General features: G+C 39.8%; 12 protein-coding genes, 22 tRNA genes, 2 rRNA genes and 1 pseudogene (1 of these 37 only partly in view). 4 read left to right on the top strand and 33 right to left on the bottom strand.

Annotated elements, in window-relative coordinates; all coding sequences use genetic code 11:
• Positions 1 to 125: 125 nt before the first annotated feature.
• Together A6J74_RS20135 and A6J74_RS30495 are read left to right on the top strand one after the other, a co-directional pair.
• Positions 126 to 848 (top strand): lipase family protein, encoded by a 723-nt coding sequence (locus A6J74_RS20135; RefSeq protein ID WP_001260116.1) that lies wholly within the window; start codon positions 126 to 128, stop codon positions 846 to 848.
• Between the two features lie 76 nt (positions 849 to 924).
• Positions 925 to 1,059 (top strand): hypothetical protein, encoded by a 135-nt coding sequence (locus A6J74_RS30495; RefSeq protein WP_000911069.1) that lies wholly within the window; start codon positions 925 to 927, stop codon positions 1,057 to 1,059.
• Positions 1,060 to 1,099: 40 nt separating this feature from the next.
• Here A6J74_RS30495 and A6J74_RS20125 read toward each other — a convergent pair whose 3' ends face one another.
• The 6 genes from A6J74_RS20125 to glgB all read right to left on the bottom strand — a co-directional run bounded on the left by A6J74_RS20125 (position 1,100) and on the right by glgB (position 9,754).
• On the bottom strand, positions 1,100 to 1,657 hold the full coding sequence (locus A6J74_RS20125) for a GNAT family N-acetyltransferase (protein WP_000677947.1): 558 nt from the start codon (positions 1,655 to 1,657) through the stop codon (positions 1,100 to 1,102).
• 58 nt (positions 1,658 to 1,715) lie between these two features.
• Positions 1,716 to 4,124 (bottom strand): glycogen phosphorylase, encoded by a 2,409-nt coding sequence (gene glgP, locus A6J74_RS20120; protein WP_000494072.1) that lies wholly within the window; start codon positions 4,122 to 4,124, stop codon positions 1,716 to 1,718.
• An 18-nt stretch (positions 4,125 to 4,142) separates the two neighbouring features.
• On the bottom strand, positions 4,143 to 5,573 hold the full coding sequence (glgA, locus tag A6J74_RS20115; protein ID WP_002104449.1) for a glycogen synthase GlgA: 1,431 nt from the start codon (positions 5,571 to 5,573) through the stop codon (positions 4,143 to 4,145).
• Between the two features lie 112 nt (positions 5,574 to 5,685).
• Positions 5,686 to 6,720: a glucose-1-phosphate adenylyltransferase subunit GlgD gene (gene glgD / locus A6J74_RS20110; protein WP_000504178.1), complete on the bottom strand. Its 1,035-nt coding sequence runs from the start codon at positions 6,718 to 6,720 to the stop codon at positions 5,686 to 5,688.
• Positions 6,721 to 6,738: 18 nt separating this feature from the next.
• Entirely contained in the window at positions 6,739 to 7,869 is a 1,131-nt protein-coding gene (glgC, locus tag A6J74_RS20105) for a glucose-1-phosphate adenylyltransferase (RefSeq protein WP_000057608.1), read from the bottom strand.
• Entirely contained in the window at positions 7,817 to 9,754 is a 1,938-nt protein-coding gene (glgB, locus tag A6J74_RS20100; protein WP_000111418.1) for a 1,4-alpha-glucan branching protein GlgB, read from the bottom strand. Before glgB ends, glgC begins: the two co-directional genes overlap by 53 nt.
• A gap of 479 nt (positions 9,755 to 10,233) precedes the next feature.
• Between glgB and A6J74_RS20095 the strand changes: the two genes are divergently transcribed.
• Positions 10,234 to 10,821 (top strand): TasA family protein, encoded by a 588-nt coding sequence (locus A6J74_RS20095; protein ID WP_033659261.1) that lies wholly within the window; start codon positions 10,234 to 10,236, stop codon positions 10,819 to 10,821.
• A gap of 30 nt (positions 10,822 to 10,851) precedes the next feature.
• Positions 10,852 to 12,105: pseudogene (locus A6J74_RS30490) on the top strand (dockerin type I domain-containing protein); the annotation flags it as partial.
• A 265-nt stretch (positions 12,106 to 12,370) separates the two neighbouring features.
• Here the strand turns inward: A6J74_RS30490 and A6J74_RS20075 are convergent.
• The 27 genes from A6J74_RS20075 to A6J74_RS19945 form a co-directional block, all read right to left on the bottom strand.
• A complete protein-coding gene (locus A6J74_RS20075) occupies positions 12,371 to 13,315 on the bottom strand; it encodes an L-lactate dehydrogenase (RefSeq protein ID WP_000715347.1) in 945 nt (314 codons plus the stop codon).
• 461 nt (positions 13,316 to 13,776) lie between these two features.
• Entirely contained in the window at positions 13,777 to 14,757 is a 981-nt protein-coding gene (locus A6J74_RS20070) for an anti sigma factor C-terminal domain-containing protein (protein ID WP_000085634.1), read from the bottom strand.
• Entirely contained in the window at positions 14,744 to 15,238 is a 495-nt protein-coding gene (locus tag A6J74_RS20065; protein ID WP_000455498.1) for an RNA polymerase sigma factor, read from the bottom strand. Before A6J74_RS20065 ends, A6J74_RS20070 begins: the two co-directional genes overlap by 14 nt.
• A gap of 136 nt (positions 15,239 to 15,374) precedes the next feature.
• Positions 15,375 to 15,446, bottom strand: a tRNA-Glu gene (locus A6J74_RS20060).
• A gap of 5 nt (positions 15,447 to 15,451) precedes the next feature.
• Positions 15,452 to 15,542: transfer RNA gene (locus A6J74_RS20055), tRNA-Ser, on the bottom strand.
• Between the two features lie 6 nt (positions 15,543 to 15,548).
• A tRNA-Asn gene (locus A6J74_RS20050) sits at positions 15,549 to 15,623 on the bottom strand.
• A 7-nt stretch (positions 15,624 to 15,630) separates the two neighbouring features.
• Positions 15,631 to 15,707: transfer RNA gene (locus tag A6J74_RS20045), tRNA-Ile, on the bottom strand.
• Between the two features lie 10 nt (positions 15,708 to 15,717).
• Positions 15,718 to 15,788, bottom strand: a tRNA-Gly gene (locus A6J74_RS20040).
• A 13-nt stretch (positions 15,789 to 15,801) separates the two neighbouring features.
• Positions 15,802 to 15,877: transfer RNA gene (locus tag A6J74_RS20035), tRNA-Lys, on the bottom strand.
• 10 nt (positions 15,878 to 15,887) lie between these two features.
• Positions 15,888 to 15,963 (bottom strand) — tRNA-Thr (locus A6J74_RS20030).
• A 14-nt stretch (positions 15,964 to 15,977) separates the two neighbouring features.
• Positions 15,978 to 16,053: transfer RNA gene (locus A6J74_RS20025), tRNA-Phe, on the bottom strand.
• 14 nt (positions 16,054 to 16,067) lie between these two features.
• A tRNA-Asp gene (locus tag A6J74_RS20020) sits at positions 16,068 to 16,143 on the bottom strand.
• 3 nt (positions 16,144 to 16,146) lie between these two features.
• A tRNA-Met gene (locus A6J74_RS20015) sits at positions 16,147 to 16,223 on the bottom strand.
• 27 nt (positions 16,224 to 16,250) lie between these two features.
• Positions 16,251 to 16,343 (bottom strand) — tRNA-Ser (locus tag A6J74_RS20010).
• Positions 16,344 to 16,360: 17 nt separating this feature from the next.
• Positions 16,361 to 16,437 (bottom strand) — tRNA-Ile (locus A6J74_RS20005).
• Positions 16,438 to 16,440: 3 nt separating this feature from the next.
• Positions 16,441 to 16,517 (bottom strand) — tRNA-Met (locus A6J74_RS20000).
• 20 nt (positions 16,518 to 16,537) lie between these two features.
• Positions 16,538 to 16,610, bottom strand: a tRNA-Ala gene (locus tag A6J74_RS19995).
• Between the two features lie 15 nt (positions 16,611 to 16,625).
• Positions 16,626 to 16,699 (bottom strand) — tRNA-Pro (locus A6J74_RS19990).
• A gap of 10 nt (positions 16,700 to 16,709) precedes the next feature.
• A tRNA-Arg gene (locus A6J74_RS19985) sits at positions 16,710 to 16,783 on the bottom strand.
• A gap of 3 nt (positions 16,784 to 16,786) precedes the next feature.
• Positions 16,787 to 16,875 (bottom strand) — tRNA-Leu (locus A6J74_RS19980).
• A 16-nt stretch (positions 16,876 to 16,891) separates the two neighbouring features.
• Positions 16,892 to 16,966, bottom strand: a tRNA-Gly gene (locus A6J74_RS19975).
• A 30-nt stretch (positions 16,967 to 16,996) separates the two neighbouring features.
• Positions 16,997 to 17,077: transfer RNA gene (locus tag A6J74_RS19970), tRNA-Leu, on the bottom strand.
• A gap of 23 nt (positions 17,078 to 17,100) precedes the next feature.
• A tRNA-His gene (locus A6J74_RS19965) sits at positions 17,101 to 17,176 on the bottom strand.
• A gap of 9 nt (positions 17,177 to 17,185) precedes the next feature.
• A tRNA-Thr gene (locus tag A6J74_RS19960) sits at positions 17,186 to 17,261 on the bottom strand.
• Between the two features lie 4 nt (positions 17,262 to 17,265).
• Positions 17,266 to 17,341 (bottom strand) — tRNA-Val (locus A6J74_RS19955).
• Positions 17,342 to 17,345: 4 nt separating this feature from the next.
• A 5S ribosomal RNA gene (gene rrf / locus A6J74_RS19950) occupies positions 17,346 to 17,461 on the bottom strand.
• A gap of 101 nt (positions 17,462 to 17,562) precedes the next feature.
• Positions 17,563 to 20,107, bottom strand: a 23S ribosomal RNA gene (locus tag A6J74_RS19945); it runs 377 nt beyond the window's last position.

The following is a 20,107-nucleotide window of genomic DNA, read 5'->3' as shown; positions in this document are numbered from 1 at the left end:
ACGCTTCCCCTCCCCCCTCATATAACTAAATGTTCCATCCTCATTTTCAAAACCCTCAAAAAGAATGAATCAAGTCCCTCACTGCATATATTTAACCATACCTTTTCTTAAGGAGGGCTTCCTTAATGCGTACTCCTTTATCCTTTGATAAAGACACTGCCATATTGTTAGCTTCTTGTTGTGAGTTAACGTATGAACAATATAAACAAAATGGGATTTTTGAAATACCAGATGGTTTTCAATATGTACAAGGTTTTCAAGGAAAAACCATTCAAATGACAGAATGGTTTGGATTCATATTAGAATCTGAGGATACAATTATTGTAGCTTTTCGGGGCACACAAACAGATACAGACTGGATTATCGATTCACTCGTCAACCAAAAGCCATACCCATATGCTTTAAACAGCGGAAATGTCCATAACGGCTTTCTTTCTATTTATGAATCTTGCCGAGATTCTATTATGGATATGCTCGTATCATTGCCAGCCCATAAAAAACTACTAGCTACCGGACATAGTTTAGGTGGTGCGCTTGCTACATTACACATATTAGATGCACGTATCAATACTGCCTTCGCACAGTATGGCCTTTATACATTCGCTTCTCCAAAAGTAGGAGATATCGCTTTTCGAAATTATTATAAACTACAAGTAGCTAGTAGCTTTCGTTTTGTAAATTTATTCGATGTCGTTCCACTTCTCCCTCCGCGAAACATAAATTTTAATGATCGTGATTGGGAATATGCCCACGTTCATCACAATATGACATTTACAAAAAATACAAAATCTATTACGAATAATCATTCCATGACAACATACAAAACATGTCTGACTTCTCATTTTTAACCAGTAAACAATTGGAAATTACACATTCGTATACTATAATAATATATGAATTTACTTTTGGATGAGGGGACCTTACATGTTAAAGTTTATCTTTGCACTTTTTCTCATTGTAATTTTTTCGGTTACAGGTTTCTTTACATTTTCATACTTTGCGACAGGAGAATATGGTGGAACAGGCATAATCTATACCGCTATCCCATTTCTTTCTTAAGCAAAATAAGTAAACCGAGCTTAGTCTCATTTAGCTCGGTTTACTTTGCGAAGCAATCGTATTCCTGTTTTAAAAGCGAATACACTTTAGAATCACTGTACGTATTATTCATTTTTACATTTTGCCTCAATGTACCTTCATATACCATTTTTAATTTTTGCATCACACGTTCAGAAGCTACATTTTTCACACTACATCTCCCTTCAATACGATTCAAATTTAATTCTTGAAAACCAACTTTTATAACTTGTTCTAACGCTTCAACAATAACTCCTTTCCCCCAATATGTTGGGCTAATTACAGCTCCAATCGATGCACTATTATGTGGCATAAGCCACATTCCACATGTTCCAATTACCTTTTGGTTATCATTCAGCATAATAGACCATATAAGAGCCTTACCATCTCGTATCGTTGTAAACATATTTTCTAATAAACGATGAGTTTCCTCTTTCGTTTTATGTACTTCCCTCGGTACATATGTAGCTGTTTCCGCATTAGAATATACTTCAAATAAATCAGCTGCATGTGCACCATGTATCTTCGTTAAAATTAATCTATTTGTTTTTAAATCTCCTTGTTCATACATACCCTTCATATGCCATTCACCACACTTCTGTATAATGAGTAAAAGTCCCTTCAAAAGGGACTTTTACTTAATGCTGTTTAACCGTATTACCAATACCCCAAATTTCATTACTGTACTGCAAAATCGTTCGATCGCTCGCAAAATGACCTGATTGTGCAATATTTAAAATCGACATTTCTAGCCATTTCGTTCGATTTTCATAAGTACGCCCTACAGCTTCTTGCCTTTCCGCATATGGACCAAAATCTCGCAAAACGAAATATTCATCATTTTGAATAACGAGAGAATCGTAAATTGCTTCAAATTCAGCTCCCGACTGTGCAAAGAAACCATTCGTTAACTGATCTACCACTTTTTTAATATGCATATTGTGGTGATAATAATCACTTGCACGATATCCACCATTTTGATAGTAATGAAGAACCTCTTCCGCCGTTAAACCGAAAATGAAACAGTTATCATCACCGACCCTGTCTTTTATTTCAATATTAGCTCCGTCTAATGTGCCGAGTGTAATCGCACCATTCATCATAAATTTCATATTTCCTGTTCCTGATGCTTCTTTACTCGCAGTTGAAATTTGTTCACTTACATCCGCCGCTGGGAATATATCTTCCGCTACAGAAACTCGATAGTTTTCTAGAAAGATAACTTTCATATATTGGCTTACGTACGGATCGTTATTTACTTTCCTTGCGAGTTCATTAATTAATTTAATAATTTTTTTCGCATAATAATAGCCAGGTGATGCTTTCGCTCCAAAAATAAAAGTACGCGGATAAAATGTAAAACTAGTATCCTCTTTCAAACGGTTATACAAATATAAAATATGAAGAACGTTTAATAATTGTCGCTTGTAAGCATGCAGTCTTTTTACTTGCACGTCAAAAATAGAATTTGGATCAATTATAACCCCCATTTTATTATGAATACGCTCCGCTAAAATCTCTTTACGCTCTTGTTTTACCTCTGCAAATTTCTCTTGGAAACTCGCATCATATTGAACTGTTTGCAACGCCTGCAGCTTAATCGGTTCTTTCTTCCACTCTGTTCCAATCGCCTCTGAAATAAGGTTCGTCAGCTGCGGATTTGCCTTCATTAACCAACGTCTATGAGCGATTCCATTCGTCTTATTATTAAACTTATCTGGATAAAACTCATAAAACAATCGCATTTCACGTTGCTTCAAAATTTCCGTATGAATTTTTGCTACACCGTTTACGCTATGGCTACCGACAATTGCTAAATGAGCCATTTTCACAAGATCATGTGCAATAATCGCCATATCTTCAATGCGATGCCATTCGTACGGATAACGTTCCCAAAGTTCATGACAGAAACGTTCATTAATCTCTTCAATAATCATATAAATTCTCGGTAATAACGGTTTAAAAATGTGAATTGGCCACTTCTCAAGCGCTTCTGATAACGTCGTATGATTCGTATAAGAAATCGTTTGCGTCGTTATGTGCCAAGCCTCTTCCCATGCTAGTTTTTCTTCATCTAATAAAATACGCATCAGTTCTGGAATCGCTAAAACCGGATGTGTATCATTAATATGAATCGCAATTTTTTCATGTAATTGACGAAGGTCACCATATCTTTCTCTATGCGTACGAACGATATTTTGTAAACTTGCTGATACGAGGAAATACTGTTGTTTTAAGCGAAGTATTTTCCCCTCTTCATGCGTATCATCTGGATATAAAAACTCCGATACCGCCTCTGTTTCACGCTTATATTTCAAAATATCTTTGCAGTTTTGCGGGAAAGGAACTGGTTCAGCATTCCAAAGCCTAAGCGTATTTACAGTACTCGTCTCATAGCCTACTACTGGAACATCATATGGTACCGCCATAATGACTTCTGCATTCGTATGCCTGAACTCTAAACGTCCATCCATTTCTAACGGCTCCACACTGCCAAAATAGCTTACTTCTACAGCTTGATCATGCCTTCTTACTTCCCATACATTTTCATGAAGAAGCCATTGTTCTGGAAACTCAACTTGATAACCATCAACAATTTTTTGATCAAACAAGCCATGTTTGTAACGAATCCCACAGCCGTGTCCTGGTAAGTTTAAAGATGCGAGTGAATCAAGAAAACAGGCTGCTAGACGTCCAAGCCCACCATTTCCAAGACCTGCATCTGCTTCCACCTCTTCTAACTCTTGCAAAGAAATCCCAAGCTCCGAAAGGCCCTGCTCACATACATCCCTGATGCCTAAATTTAAAATGTTACTTCCAAGCAAACGTCCAAGTAAAAACTCAATGGATAAGTAATACATTTGCTTTTGCTCTCCAGACCGATAGCTTTCGTTCGTTGCAATCCATTGACTATTCATATACTCACGTACCATGTACCCAAGCGTATTATATTGATCACGAGTTGTAGAGTCTTTGAAACTTTTCCCATACATCGTCTCTAACTTTTCTAGAAAGGCTGATTTGAAACTTTCAACATGAGTAAACATTTTTTCACCACCTACATGTTATTCCATGAGACTTTTATACAATTTCTTATAAGCAAGAGCTGATTTCTCCCAACTATAATCTTCAGTCATCGCTTGTGTTACAAGCTGTTCCCATACCGGCTTCTCGTGATAAAATTCAATTGCACGGCGAACCGTATACAACATGTCATGTGCATTGAAGTTCGTAAAACTGAAACCATTTCCTTCTCCTGTTTCTTCATCATAAGATTGTACAGTATCGTTTAATCCACCTGTTTCTCTTACAATCGGAATCGTACCGTACGCTAATGCGATAAGTTGTCCAAGTCCACACGGTTCAAACAGTGACGGCATTAAAAATAGATCGCTTCCCGCATACACTTGATGCGCAAGCTCCTCATTAAATCCGATATATACCTTCACCTTCTCTGGATACTCATATGCCATCCATTCAAAGAACTGCTCGTATTCTGAATCACCGGATCCTAAAATAATACATTGTACATCTTCTTCCATTATTTCACGGAATACAGTACGTACTAAATCAAGACCTTTTTGTTTCGTTAATCTCGTGACCATTGCAATAATTGGTGTATCCTCTTTTTCTGGCAAACCAAAATAACGCTGCAATGCACGTTTATTTTCATTTTTTTCATATAATGACTCTGCATCATACTGAGCTGTAATATACGAGTCCGTTTCTGGGTTATATACGCTCGTGTCAATTCCATTTACAATGCCACTCAGCTTATCATTATATTTTCGTAGCAATCCATCTAATTTCTCACCGAAAAACTCATATTGTATTTCTTCTTTATATGTCGGGCTAACCGCTGTAATTTGATCAGAAGCGATAATACCGCCTTTCATAAAGTTCACATTTCCATAAAACTCTAGCTGCTCACTATGAAAATATTCATCACCAAGCTCTAACAGGTCGTACATCACTTCAGGAGAAAATACACCTTGGAACTGCAGGTTATGAATTGTATATACCGTTTTAATACGCTCATATAATGGGTTGTCTTGATACTTTTCGCGAAGTAAGAAATTAACCATAGCGGTATGCCAATCATGGCTATGAAGAACATCCACTTCAAAATCAAGATGCGGAATACACTCTAAAACTGCCTTCGAAAAATAAGAAAAACGCTCTCCGTCATCATAATGACCGTACAAAGAATCCCTCTTAAAATAATATTCATTGTCTATTAAATAATACGTAATCCCGTCTTGCTCACCTTTTAAAATTCCGCAATATTGATTTCTCCAGCCAAGAGGAACGTTAATTACTTTATGAAGCGTACATCCATCTCTTAATTTTTGCGGAATAAGACTATAATTCGGAAGTATAATACGTACATTCACACCTAATTTTTTAAGCTCTTTTGGGAGCGCACCTGCTACATCAGCTAATCCTCCCGATTTAACAAACGGTACACATTCTGATACTGCAAATAAAATATTCACTTGTTGTCCCACTGCTCGAAAAGCATATATTACTCTTCTTGCAGCTTCCTCCCTTCGAGTTTTCATTTAAATTAAAACTTTAATCAGTGGAGGAAAGCCCCCCACTGATTCTTCAAGAATAACTATTAATCGTACTGTTTTGAATGCTTCCTTTTTCTACAACGTACGGCTCATCGGTGTTTCCTTTTAAAACGACACCGTCACCAATTTTCACGTCTTTATCAATAATAACACCGTCTATTATACAGTTATCTCCAATTTGGCTCTTTTGCATAATAATACTATTACGAACAATTGAACCTTTTCCAATTTTAACAGAACGGGAAACAACACTGTTTTCTACTTCCCCTTCAATAATACTGCCATTTGCAATCATTGTATTTTTCACGACTGCACCCTTTAGGTAACGAGTTGGTGGCTCATCTTTTACTTTCGTAAAAATCGGTGCTTCTTTCTTAAATAATTGCTTCCAAATAGCAGGTTGCAAAATTTCTAAGCTATGTTTATAGTAACTTTCAATCGAGTCAATAATAGCTACATATCCTGTATGCTCATACGTAGCAATATGCAGTGATTTTCCGCGCTTTTCTCTCACTACATCAAATAAACTGTATTGCTCCACATCTTTATATGTCTCAAATAAATCTAACAATAATTGTTTCTTTAACACGTATGTTTGAAGCGAAACCCCTTCATGGCAAACTTCAGTAATATCAGCTGCCGTATGTATATGCCGCTCTAACACCGCCTGGAAATTTAATGCTGTTACGAGATGGCTATTCGTAATAACAACGTATTCTTCTCTGCTTCTTAGAAAATAATCAATATGTCTTCTAAAATGTGCAAAAGATCCAAACTCATCTTGGTCACATTGGCAATTTGGTGGGAATAAAAACAATCCGTCACGTTTTCTATCTAAATCCCACTGTTTCCCTGAACCAACATGGTCCATTAACGAACGGTTTTTATGGCTTGTAAAAACCGCCACACTATGAATATTAGAATTCACCATATTGGAAAGCATGAAATCAATGAGTCGATAACGGCCCCCAAACGGTAGCGCCGCTAGTGAACGATGCCCTGTTACTTTCTGTAAGGAAGTAAAACTTCCCGTTGCATTAATAATTCCTAACATTTTTTCTCCCATTCATTTCATCCCCCTTTTCTATTTCCCTTCAGCAATTAATACTACATCGTCAACATTTTTTTCTGGACGAATGATTGTTCCATCTTCAATAACCATTTCCGATCCAACAATTGCTCTTTCAATCACAACATTTTTCCCAATCTTCGCTCCTGGCATAACGACGGAATCAATAACCATACTACCTTCTTCCACCGTCACCCCTTGGAATAAGACAGAATGCTTCACGTCCCCTTCAATGACGCACCCTTCGTTAATCAGTGATTCTTCCACTTTTGCCTTTTCCGCAATATATTGAGGCGGTTCGTTTGGATTGACAGAATAAATACGCCAGTTACGATCATTTAAATTCAATGATGTTTCATCGCGAAGTAAATCCATATTCGCTTCCCATAAGCTTTTCACTGTTCCAACATCTTTCCAATATCCTTCAAACGGATACGCCATTAGCTTCTTCCCTTCATCTAATAAAAGCGGAAGTACATCTTTTCCGAAATCATTACTAGATTCAGGATTTCTTGCATCCATTTCTAAATACTCTTTCAAAATTGCCCAGTTAAAAATATAGATTCCCATTGATGCAAGATTACTTCTTGGAAATTGCGGTTTCTCTTCAAACTCAACAATTTCCATCTCTTCATTCGTATTCATAATGCCAAAGCGACTCGCTTCATCCCAAGGCACTTCAATAACAGAAATCGAAACGTCCGCTTCTTTCTCAACATGGTAATCTAGCATTTTACTGTAATCCATTTTATAAATATGATCGCCTGATAAAATAAGGACATACTCTGGTTCGTACTGACTTAAATAGTTTAAGTTTTGATAAATGGCACTTGCTGTACCTGTGTACCACTTCACACCTGAAGACTCCGCATAAGGAGGTAATACTGTGACTCCACCGTTTACTCGGTCTAAATCCCAAGCATTGCCGATTCCGATATAATTATGAAGTTCGAGCGGTTGATACTGCGTCAAAATCCCAACCGTTTCAATACCAGAATTCGCACAATTACTTAACGTAAAATCAATAATGCGATATTTACCACCAAATGGAACAGCTGGCTTGGCTAAATTTTTTGTCAATGCACTTAAACGACTACCTTTTCCCCCTGCTAGTAACATTGCTACGCACTTTTGTTTTTGAGCCATCTTGTTTTTTGCTCCCCTTTCTAGTCTTCACTGGTCGTAATATGGATACGCCAAATGGTGGAATTGTAATTTCTACATGTGCCTCTTGATTATGGTACGGTTCTAGAGTCGCCTTAAGACGTTTTTTATTCACTTGCCCCGAGCCGCCATATTGCTCCGCATCACTGTTTAAAATCTCGTTATAATACTCGAAATCTGGCACACCTACTTTATAGTTTTCATATGTAGCTTTCGTAAAATTACATACGACAACTAACGCATCTTCTTGTTTATCTCCTTGGCGAATAAACGAGAAAATACTTTGCTCATTATTATTAGCATCAATCCACTGAAATCCTTCAGGTGAATGATCAAGCTGCCAAAGTGGTTTTGAGCGCTTATACAATGCTATGAGCTCTTTAAAGTAATCATGCATATAACGATGCATTTCAAAATCATGTAAATTCCAATCTAAATCTTCAAGGTCTTTCCACTCATCAAACTGCCCAAATTCTCCTCCCATGAAAAGTAATTTCTTTCCTGGATGAGTAAATAAATATCCATATAATAAACGAAGCTGAGCAAACTTATCCCAGTAATCTCCTGGCATTTTATTTAATAACGACTTTTTCCCGTGAACGACTTCATCATGAGAAAGCGGTAATATGAAGTTTTCAGAGTAAGCATATAGTAAAGAGAATGTTATTTTCTCATGAATATACTTCCTGTATTCAGGTGCACACTCCATATATTTCAGCACGTCATTCATCCAGCCCATATTCCATTTGTAATTGAATCCAAGTCCACCTTCATAAGTTGGAGCTGTTACAAGTGGCCAAGCTGTTGAATCTTCTGCTGTCATAAGAAAGTCTTCATCCTCTGCAAATACCGCTTCATTTAACTCTCGTAAAAATGAAACAGCGTGCTCATTACTTTGCTCCTGTCCTTCTTTATTCCAGTACAACATATTCGCAACTGCATCCACCCTGAAACCGTCAATATGGAAATATCTCATCCAAAATAACGCATTTGAAATTAAGAAATTACGTACTTCCCTTTTTCCTAAATCAAAATTGACAGTTCCCCATACTTGGTTTTCTTGTACATCCTTATCTTTATATTCATAAGTCGGTGTCCCATCAAACAAATATAGACCGTGAGCATCTTTACAAAAATGCCCCGGCACCCAATCTAAAATGACACCGATTCCATATTTATGACATTCATCGACAAAATACATCAAATCATGTGGTGTGCCGAATCTACTCGTTGCTGCATAATATCCCGTCCCTTGATATCCCCAAGAACGATCATATGGATGCTCAACAAGCGGCATGATTTCAATATGTGTAAATTGATGTTCCACCACATACGGAATGAGTTCTTCTACCATTTCCCTATAAGAATACAGCGTTCCATCTTCTTTCTTCTTCCAGGAACCGAAATGTAATTCATAAACTGTCATCGCTTCTTTATAAACCGGCTTTTTCTTTTTCTTACGACTCCAGTTTTTATCATTCCATTCGTATCCCCTCATATCAAAAACTACAGATGCCGTATTCGGTCTTACTTCTGCATATACAGCGTACGGATCTGCCTTAAAAATGACGTCACCAGCCATCGTTTCAATCGCATATTTATATATTTCCCTTTCTTCAATATGCGGTATAAACAAGGACCAAATTCCCTCTTCTGTCTCTTGTAGCATCTTATGTTGCTCATAATCCCATTCATTAAAATCGCCAACAACACTCATTGCTTTCGCATGAGGAGCCCATACTGTAAATCGTACCCCTCGCATCTCATCTTCCGTCACAATATGTGCGCCAAAGATGCTATAACTCTCATAGTACTTTTCTGTATGAAACTCATCTCGTTTCACTTTTTCACAATTTATTACACTCAATATGCTCACCTCACTAAGATGACAGAATTTTTTATACTTTAACTATTTCTGCAAAAAACTGTGATATCCTTGTTAATTTATAAAAAATATTCGTTTTTTTCTTAAAAACGTTGGTTTTTCTTCACATTTCCGTGTAAAATATCGAATTTTGACGAATATTCATTGCAAACGCTTCATTTTCCCCTATCTTTTTTACTATCATTTTTTCTCAACCTCTATTTTATTAGGTTTAGCCTATTTTTCATGCTATTTTCTACTTAAAACCGCAGCAAAACAATCTGTCATAAAAAAATATTTCTCAATATTTTTTGTCATAATTTTATTGAAATGCAAAATTCATCAGCATATACTCGTTCTCAATAAAGAACATTACACTTTCGTAAATATAATTCATACTAGAATACTGTGTTTACTTTACGAACGTTTCATAAAAAATCATATTAGGGGGCTTTCTTAGGTCATTGAAACAAAAAGTAGGAATGGGAGTTGTCACAGCAACGCTTGGCTTATCACTTACATGCGGCGGTGTATTCGCCTACTTCAGTGATTCTGAAACATCTAGTAACTCATTTCAAGCTGGAACACTAGATCTTTCTATTAATCCAAGTGTAATCGTTGATGTGAAAGATTTAAAGCCAGGTGACTTTATTGAAAAAAATTTCACGCTTGAAAATAAAGGGTCATTGGATATTGCAAAAGTAGCACTTGAAACATCCTATGAAGTTACAGATGCAAAGCTAAATAATGACGGTGAAGATTTAGGCGACCACATTATCGTAAAGTTTCTAGTGAATGATGGAAAGCCATCGAATCCAAACGATGATCATGAAATTTTGTGGGAAACAAAACTATCAAAATTAAAAACTATGAAACCTGAGGATGTAGCTACATCTTTAGAACGTCATAACTTAATAGACGGTATTACATCTGGTGAAACAGATTATTTACACGTGCTCTTCTCCTTTGAAGACAACGACCAAGACCAAGATCAAAATAAATTCCAAGGTGATTCCTTACAGCTAAACTGGACATTCCATGCCGAGCAAACAAAAGGCGTGGAGAAATAATTTTTAAAATACAAATTACCGGAGGCCTATAAAGGTTTAAACATTACGCAAGAAGCGAACGGAGTTATGTATTATGACTATTCTCCATACTTGCATAAGTTTTTACCTATTAATGCAGATGGTGACTTTAAAGTTGGCATTACCCCTGAATCCTTTAAAGTAGAAGGACCAATGAACACAGGCGTATATATTTTCGATTATGCAACTGCAGGTCCTGATTATCCAAGCGGTGTAAATAACTATTGGTTTATCCCACAAGGTGCTCAATATGCGAAAACTAGTTATGATAAAAAAGAAGTATACAAAAATGATGAACTTACTGTAACACTAAACGCAAAACACGTAAAACAATTTGTTGCAGGGGAATTTAACGTAAAATTCCTAGAGAAAAATTTCAAATTTGCAAATGCGAAATTGAATCCTGCTTTTGAAAAGCTACTTTCTGAAAAAGGTGTAATCGCAAAAGTGAATGAGCCGAAATTAGAAGCCGGTTCTGTTACAATAGGCGGATCTATCGATGATAAAAACTTCGCCGGATTAGATGGTGATTTCCCGTTCATTGATGTAACTTTCAAAGTAGAAAATGATGAATTTTATGAAGCAAATGCCCAATTAGAATCACCAATTTTTGTTTACTGGAAACAAGGTGAAACAGAACCGAATAGAATGCGTGTACTTCAAGATCAAACATTCTCAGTTATGTCCTTAAACTCACTAGTAGAAGGAAATATTAAACCTGGTGCATTCTTAAATGAACGTGGATATTTAGATGAAAAGCTCGATTATACAAAGCTTGGTGTAAAAGTATATGCAACTGATTCTTACCGTCATAAATTTGAAGGCTCACTAGATAAATACGGATACTTCAAACTGAATGGACTTCCTGTTAATAATCGTGACTATAATTTATACTTAGAAGTACCAGGGCATTTAACAAGCCGTCTAACAACAAAATTAGGTACTGAAAAAGATGGTAAGCTACTTGGCCAATATTATTATGCACGACCTGATGAAAACCTTGCCGGTGATGTAAATGGTGATAAAGTCATTGATATTAAAGATGCTGAAATTATCGCTAGCAACTATGGTAAAAAAGGAGTATCTGTAAAAGGCGGCGACCTTAATAGCGACGGAATTGTCGATGAAAAAGACATTCGTTTCGTTGAAAAGAACTTCTTGAAAAAAGGACCAGATGCATCTAAAGCACAAACAGCTGTAGAAAAATCAAAAAGCGGTACACTCGCAGATATTTTAAAGAAATTGGGCTTAACGCCTAAAAAATAATAAAGTGAAACTTTAATCAGTGGGGGGTTTGTTCATCCCCACTGATTATTAGCCCACACCAATCGGGGTCTTACTGCCCGGCAAATAGCGGGATAAAAAAGAGCACTCTACGTAAAGTAGAGTGCTCTTTTTCTATAAACGACCCTTATCCAGCAAAAGGGGTATATTGGGGATATACAAGGGAAACCGGAAAAGGAATTTATATTAAATTATATAAGTTCAGAGGTAAGAAGCAGTTTCCCACCTCTGAATTATTTAGCAATTATTATAGTACTGGTGCCATTGTTTCTTTTAATACTTTTACAGAATGAGCGAATTTCACTTTTTCTTCTTCATTTAGCTCAAGTTCTACAATTTCACGTACACCTTCGCGGTTAATTACAGCTGGAACACCTACGTAAGCATCTTTCTCACCGTATTGACCTTCAAGGTATGCAGATACAGTTAATACGCTGTTCTCGTTGTTTAAGATTGCTTTAGTTACACGAAGTAGTGACATACCGATTCCGTAGTAAGTTGCACCTTTACGCTCGATGATATGATAAGCTGCATCACGTACGTTTTCGAAAATTTTATCTAAGTCTTCTTGATTGTACTGTTCGTTGTTAGCTAAGATTGTTTCTAGTTTTTGTACACCGATAGTAGCGTGGCTCCATACTGGAAGTTCAGTATCACCGTGCTCACCAACGATGTAAGCATGAACGTTACGTGGATCTACATCTAAGTAGTCACCTAACATGTAACGGAAACGAGCAGAGTCTAAAGTTGTACCAGAACCGATTACGCGCTCTTTTGGTAGACCAGATTCTTTCCAAGTTACGTAAGTTAAAATGTCAACTGGGTTAGTTGCGATTAAGAAGATTCCATCGAATCCGCTATCCATAATACCGCGAACGATTTGTTTAAAGATCTTTGTATTTTTCTCAACTAAGTCTAAACGAGTTTCACCTGGTTTTTGTGGTAATCCCGCAGTGATAACTACTAAATCTGCATCTTTACAATCTGCATAGCTACCGCTCCAAACTTTTGTTGGTGATGGAGAGAATGGTACCGCATGGCTTAAGTCCATTGCTTCCCCTTCTGCTTTTGCTTCATTAACATCTACAAGTACGAATTCTTCAGCTACACCTTGGTTGATCATTGAGTAAGCGTAACTACAACCTACAGCTCCTGTTCCTACTAATACTACACGATTGATACCTTTTTTCATGTTAATTTCCCCTCTCTATTGTTCACATATATTTTTTTATGATTGTTTAAGTAATTAATTAAAATACTAATTTAATGTTGTTTAACTTCTTTACATTCATATTGTAGCACGTATCATTGTGAATTACTTCACAATTTATGGCCTATTTGTGAACTTTTTCACATAGAGTGTAAAGTTATTGGAATAGGTGTGGAATCCATTTCAATGGAGACGTTTTCTTTAGATTGTGAAAGGGTTTTTCTTATGGTTTTTGTCGATAAGTGAAATTATATCGGCGATTATTAGAATATATCGACCGTAACTTCAAATATATCAGCGATTATTGAAATTTATCGATCGTAACTCAAATTATATCAGCGATTTTTGCAATATATCGACTTACCGACAAAACTCGACAATAATGACAACATAAAAAGCTGTCTCCAGTAGATTACTTATTGGGAGACAGCTTCTTCTATATATTATTTATTTTCCGCAGTAGCCCCTAAAACAGCAGCTTTTACGTAATTTTGACCGTTTAATTTTTGTAAATCCACAGCCGTTCCCGTCACAACAACACCGATAACTTTTACATCTTGCTCACTTGGTTTTATTTTCTTTCCTTTTAGGTAGTCATATATACGTTCATATTCCTCATAATACTTTCCCTTTTGCTCCAGTCCATTTTGAATTGCTAAAAGAAAATCTTTTTCCGTTCCATTTCCAAATTCAATATCACCTGGTTTTGCTTTAAAACCGTACACATTATAAGCACTTTCGGTCATATCATCAATAGAATATGATTTTTTATCATCATACGTATCTACCCAATACCAAACAGGATGCACCCCTTCTGGAAGTATCTCTTTTATTTCAGACACTTTATACGGTTTATCAAAAGATATAGCCAATTCAGCTACTTTCTTTTCATCTTTTATTTTCTCTATATCATTTATATAACGATTATATGAAGCAAATGGGAGATAAAACTGCATCTCTCTTTCCATCGTTTGATTATTATACAATTCACTTGTCTTATTAATACGTTCATTCCCCATTACAACATTATCTGATATTGTTAATGGATTTACATTCGATAATCGGCGAAATGTATTCCAAACTTTATACTCATACACTTCATCTTCCCACTTAACAGGTTTCCCTTCAATAACCTTATATGTTTTATACTCTACTGTGCTTTTAAATAAACCGTTAGAAGTAATTGCTACGCCTCTTTCCGTATTAGGTCTTGTAATTTGTCTTATCATATTTAAGTCACGATCCATAGTTAAGTAAGCTCTATTGTTCAATTGTGAAATTACTATTATAAAACCAAAGAATAGAACAATAAAAAGTGAAATCGAAATTACTGTAATTTTTAATAATTGTCTTCGCTTCGCCTTCTTCAACATTTTTGATACTTTACTTGAATCTATATCAAAATCGAAATCATCTCTGCTCATCTTCAAACCTCCCATACAGCTTTTTAAACTCATTGCGAGCCCTATACAAAGAAACACGTACGGTCTCTTCTTTCATCTCTAATACGGTTGCTATCTCCTTATATGAGAGTTCATAGTCATACTTTAATAAAAGAATATGTTTATATACTGGATTCATCTTTCCAAGTATGCTTTGTATTTCTACTTGAAGCTCTTTTCTTAAAAGTGGTTCATCTAATCCTTTTGCTCCAATTAATTGAACAGATTCAATCGGGATTTGTTCAATACGCTGTTGCCTTCTTGCTAGATCACGATGCCTATTAATCGCAACTTGAAATAACCATGTTTTTATATACGTAATTTTCATATTCGGTATAGATACTAATGCCTTATGTATCGTGTCTTGAACGATATCTTCTGCTTCTACTGGTGGTACTCCAATTTTAAGTAAATACCTATAAATGCTTTTAGATGTTTCTATAATGATTTTTTCATACTCCATCGCTCTCTCCTTTCTATTAGTTAGACGATTCAAATAGAAAAAAGTATACAAGAAATCCATAAAAAAAAGCAGACTATCCAAAGCCCACTTTTACACAACAAAAAAGAGATAGCAGATTATGCTATCTCTTTTAGTATGACCCGTACGGGATTCGAACCCGTGTTACCGCCGTGAAAGGGCGGTGTCTTAACCACTTGACCAACGGGCCAATTCTGGCAGAGAAGAAGGGATTCGAACCCTCGCACCGCGTTCGCGATCTACTCCCTTAGCAGGGGAGCCCCTTGAGCCACTTGGGTACTTCTCTATAATATGGCTCCGCAGGTAGGACTCGAACCTACGACCGATCGGTTAACAGCCGATAGCTCTACCACTGAGCTACTGCGGAACAATTATGGTGGGCCTAAATGGACTCGAACCATCGACCTCACGCTTATCAGGCGTGCGCTCTAACCAGCTGAGCTATAGGCCCATAATTGAAAAGCGGGTGAAGAGAATCGAACTCTCGACCAGAGCTTGGAAGGCTCTTGTTTTACCACTAAACTACACCCGCATTAAATTGTAAATGGTGAGCCATGAAGGATTCGAACCTTCGACCCTCTGATTAAAAGTCAGATGCTCTACCAACTGAGCTAATGGCTCATTTTGAAAGTGGTGCCGGCTAGAGGACTTGAACCCCCAACCTACTGATTACAAGTCAGTTGCTCTACCAATTGAGCTAAGCCGGCTTGCGATTTCAAAATGGTGGCTCGGGACGGAATCGAACCGCCGACACGAGGATTTTCAGTCCTCTGCTCTACCGACTGAGCTACCGAGCCTTTATGTAAAAAAATGGCGGTCCCGACCGGGGTCGAACCGGCGATCTCCTGCGTGACAGGCAGGCATGTTAACCACTACACCACGGGACCATTTGGTTGCGGGGACAGGATTTGAACCTGCGACCTTCGGGTTATGAGCCCGACGAGCTACCGTGCTGCTCCACCCCGCGATGATAAAATATTTAATTTAGAAAAAATGGAGGAGGTAGAGGGATTCGAACCCCCGCGCGACTCTCGCCGCCTGTCGGTTTTCAAGACCGATCCCTTCAGCCGAACTTGGGTATACCTCCGAGATATAAACTTTGAGTGGTGGACCTTGTAGGACTCGAACCTACGACCGGACGGTTATGAGCCGTCTGCTCTAACCAGCTGAGCTAAAGGTCCTTATGGTAGCGGCGGAGGGGATCGAACCCCCGACCTCACGGGTATGAACCGTACGCTCTAGCCAGCTGAGCTACACCGCCATAAGTAATATAAAAATAAGTGGAGCCTAGCGGGATCGAACCGCTGACCTCCTGCGTGCAAGGCAGGCGCTCTCCCAGCTGAGCTAAGGCCCCATGTTTTTGGGAATATCGGGAAGACAGGATTTGAACCTGCGACCCCCTGGTCCCAAACCAGGTGCTCTACCAAGCTGAGCCACTTCCCGTTAATAAAAGCGCGCCCGAGAGGAGTCGAACCCCTAACCTCTTGATCCGTAGTCAAACGCTCTATCCAATTGAGCTACGGGCGCATATGGTGCCGAGGGCGGGGGTCGAACCCGCACGGTGGTCACCCACCGCAGGATTTTAAGTCCTGTGCGTCTGCCTGTTCCGCCACCCCGGCATGTCATATTGAAAATTGGAGCGGAAGACGGGATTCGAACCCGCGACCCCAACCTTGGCAAGGTTGTATTCTACCACTGAACTACTTCCGCAAGACATGTTATGAGATATTTTATTAAAAGTGCGGGTGAAGGGAGTCGAACCCCCACGCCAAAGGCGCCAGATCCTAAGTCTGGTGCGTCTGCCAATTCCGCCACACCCGCATATTAATTTATTTAAGAAAAAATGGGGCGACTGATGGGAATCGAACCCACGAATGCCGGAGCCACAATCCGGTGCGTTAACCACTTCGCCACAACCGCCATAGTTACTGGTGCCGACTAGAGGACTTGAACCCCCAACCTACTGATTACAAGTCAGTTGCTCTACCAATTGAGCTAAGTCGGCTAAATGGTGGAGGATGACGGGATCGAACCGCCGACCCCCTGCTTGTAAGGCAGGTGCTCTCCCAGCTGAGCTAATCCTCCATTTGCCTGGCAACGTCCTACTCTCACAGGGACAAGGTCCCAACTACCATCGGCGCTAGAGAGCTTAACTTCCGTGTTCGGTATGGGAACGGGTGTGACCTCTCTGCCATCATTACCAGACTGTATTCATTTAAGACAAGAATTATTGTAACTTATTTAACTTTTAAAGTCAACAAGTTTTTTATATTCTTTCAAAACTAGATAACATTGCTTCATATTATATGGTTAAGTCCTCGATCTATTAGTATTCGTCAGCTCCACATGTCACCATGCTTCCACCTCGAACCTATCAACCTGATCATCTTTCAGGGATCTTACTAGCTTACGCTATGGGAAATCTCATCTTGAGGGGGGCTTCATGCTTAGATGCTTTCAGCACTTATCCCTTCCGCACATAGCTACCCAGCTATGCCCTTGGCAGAACAACTGGTACACCAGCGGTGCGTCCATCCCGGTCCTCTCGTACTAAGGACAGCTCCTCTCAAATTTCCTACGCCCACGACGGATAGGGACCGAACTGTCTCACGACGTTCTGAACCCAGCTCGCGTACCGCTTTAATGGGCGAACAGCCCAACCCTTGGGACCGACTACAGCCCCAGGATGCGATGAGCCGACATCGAGGTGCCAAACCTCCCCGTCGATGTGGACTCTTGGGGGAGATAAGCCTGTTATCCCCGGGGTAGCTTTTATCCGTTGAGCGATGGCCCTTCCATGCGGAACCACCGGATCACTAAGCCCGACTTTCGTCCCTGCTCGACTTGTAGGTCTCGCAGTCAAGCTCCCTTATGCCTTTGCACTCTACGAATGATTTCCAACCATTCTGAGGGAACCTTTGGGCGCCTCCGTTACACTTTAGGAGGCGACCGCCCCAGTCAAACTGCCCACCTGACACTGTCTCCCGGGTCGATAAGACCCGTAGGTTAGAATTTCAATACAGTCAGGGCGGTATCCCACCAGCGCCTCCACCGAAGCTAGCGCTCCGGTTTCAATGGCTCCCGCCTATCCTGTACAAACTGTACCAAAATTCAATATCAGGCTACAGTAAAGCTCCACGGGGTCTTTCCGTCCTGTCGCGGGTAACCTGCATCTTCACAGGTACTATAATTTCACCGAGTCTCTGGTTGAGACAGTGCCCAAATCGTTACACCTTTCGTGCGGGTCGGAACTTACCCGACAAGGAATTTCGCTACCTTAGGACCGTTATAGTTACGGCCGCCGTTTACTGGGGCTTCAGTTCAGAGCTTCGCTTACGCTAACCCCTCTCCTTAACCTTCCAGCACCGGGCAGGTGTCAGCCCCTATACTTCGCCTTACGGCTTCGCAGAGACCTGTGTTTTTGCTAAACAGTCGCTTGGGCCTATTCACTGCGGCTTTCCGTTAAGAAAGCACCCCTTCTCCCGAAGTTACGGGGTCATTTTGCCGAGTTCCTTAACCAGAGTTCTCTCGCACACCTTAGGATTCTCTCCTCGCCTACCTGTGTCGGTTTGCGGTACAGGCACCTTTTATCTCGCTAGAAGCTTTTCTTGGCAGCGGGGAATCAAAGACTTCGCTCCATAAGGAGCTTCCCCATCACAGCTCAGCCTTCACGATAAGCGGATTTACCTACTTATCAGCCTAACTGCTTGGACGTGCACAACCAATCGCACGCTTCTTCTATCCTTCTGCGTCCCTCCATTGCTCAAACGATAAAGAGGTGGTACAGGAATATCAACCTGTTGTCCATCGCCTACGCCTGTCGGCCTCGGCTTAGGTCCTGACTAACCCTGAGCGGACGAGCCTTCCTCAGGAAACCTTAGGCATTCGGTGGACGGGATTCTCACCCGTCTTTCGCTACTCATACCGGCATTCTCACTTCTAAGCGCTCCACCAGTCCTTCCGGTCTGACTTCACTGCACTTAGAACGCTCCCCTACCACTGATACCATTGGTATCAATTCGCAGCTTCGGTGGTGTATTTAGCCCCGGTACATTTTCGGCGCAGAGTCACTCGACTAGTGAGCTATTACGCACTCTTTAAATGGTGGCTGCTTCTAAGCCAACATCCTAGTTGTCTAAGCAACTCCACATCCTTTTCCACTTAATACACACTTTGGGACCTTAGCTGGCGATCTGGGCTGTTTCCCTCTTGACTACGGATCTTATCACTCGCAGTCTGACTCCTAAGGATAAGTCATTGGCATTCGGAGTTTGACTGAATTCGGTAATCCGATGAGGACCCCTAGTTCAATCAGTGCTCTACCTCCAAGACTCTTACACTTAAGGCTAGCCCTAAAGCTATTTCGGGGAGAACCAGCTATCTCCAGGTTCGATTGGAATTTCTCCGCTACCCACACCTCATCCCCGCACTTTTCAACGTGCGTGGGTTCGGGCCTCCATTCAGTGTTACCTGAACTTCACCCTGGACATGGGTAGATCACCTGGTTTCGGGTCTACGACCACGTACTAAACGCCCTATTCAGACTCGCTTTCGCTGCGGCTCCGTCTCTTCAACTTAACCTCGCACGGGATCGTAACTCGCCGGTTCATTCTACAAAAGGCACGCCATCACCCATTAACGGGCTCTGACTATTTGTAGGCACACGGTTTCAGGATCTCTTTCACTCCCCTTCCGGGGTGCTTTTCACCTTTCCCTCACGGTACTGGTTCACTATCGATCACTAGGGAGTATTTAGCCTTGGGAGATGGTCCTCCCAGATTCCGACGGAATTTCACGTGTTCCGCCGTACTCAGGATACATTCAAGAGAGAACGAAGTTTCGACTACGGGG

Origin of the sequence: Bacillus sp. FDAARGOS_235, assembly GCF_002073415.2 — a bacterium.
GTDB classification, from domain to species: domain Bacteria; phylum Bacillota; class Bacilli; order Bacillales; family Bacillaceae_G; genus Bacillus_A; species Bacillus_A toyonensis.
The sequence above is the reverse complement of the archived record's forward strand: the minus strand, read 5'-3'. Positions and strand labels throughout refer to the sequence as shown.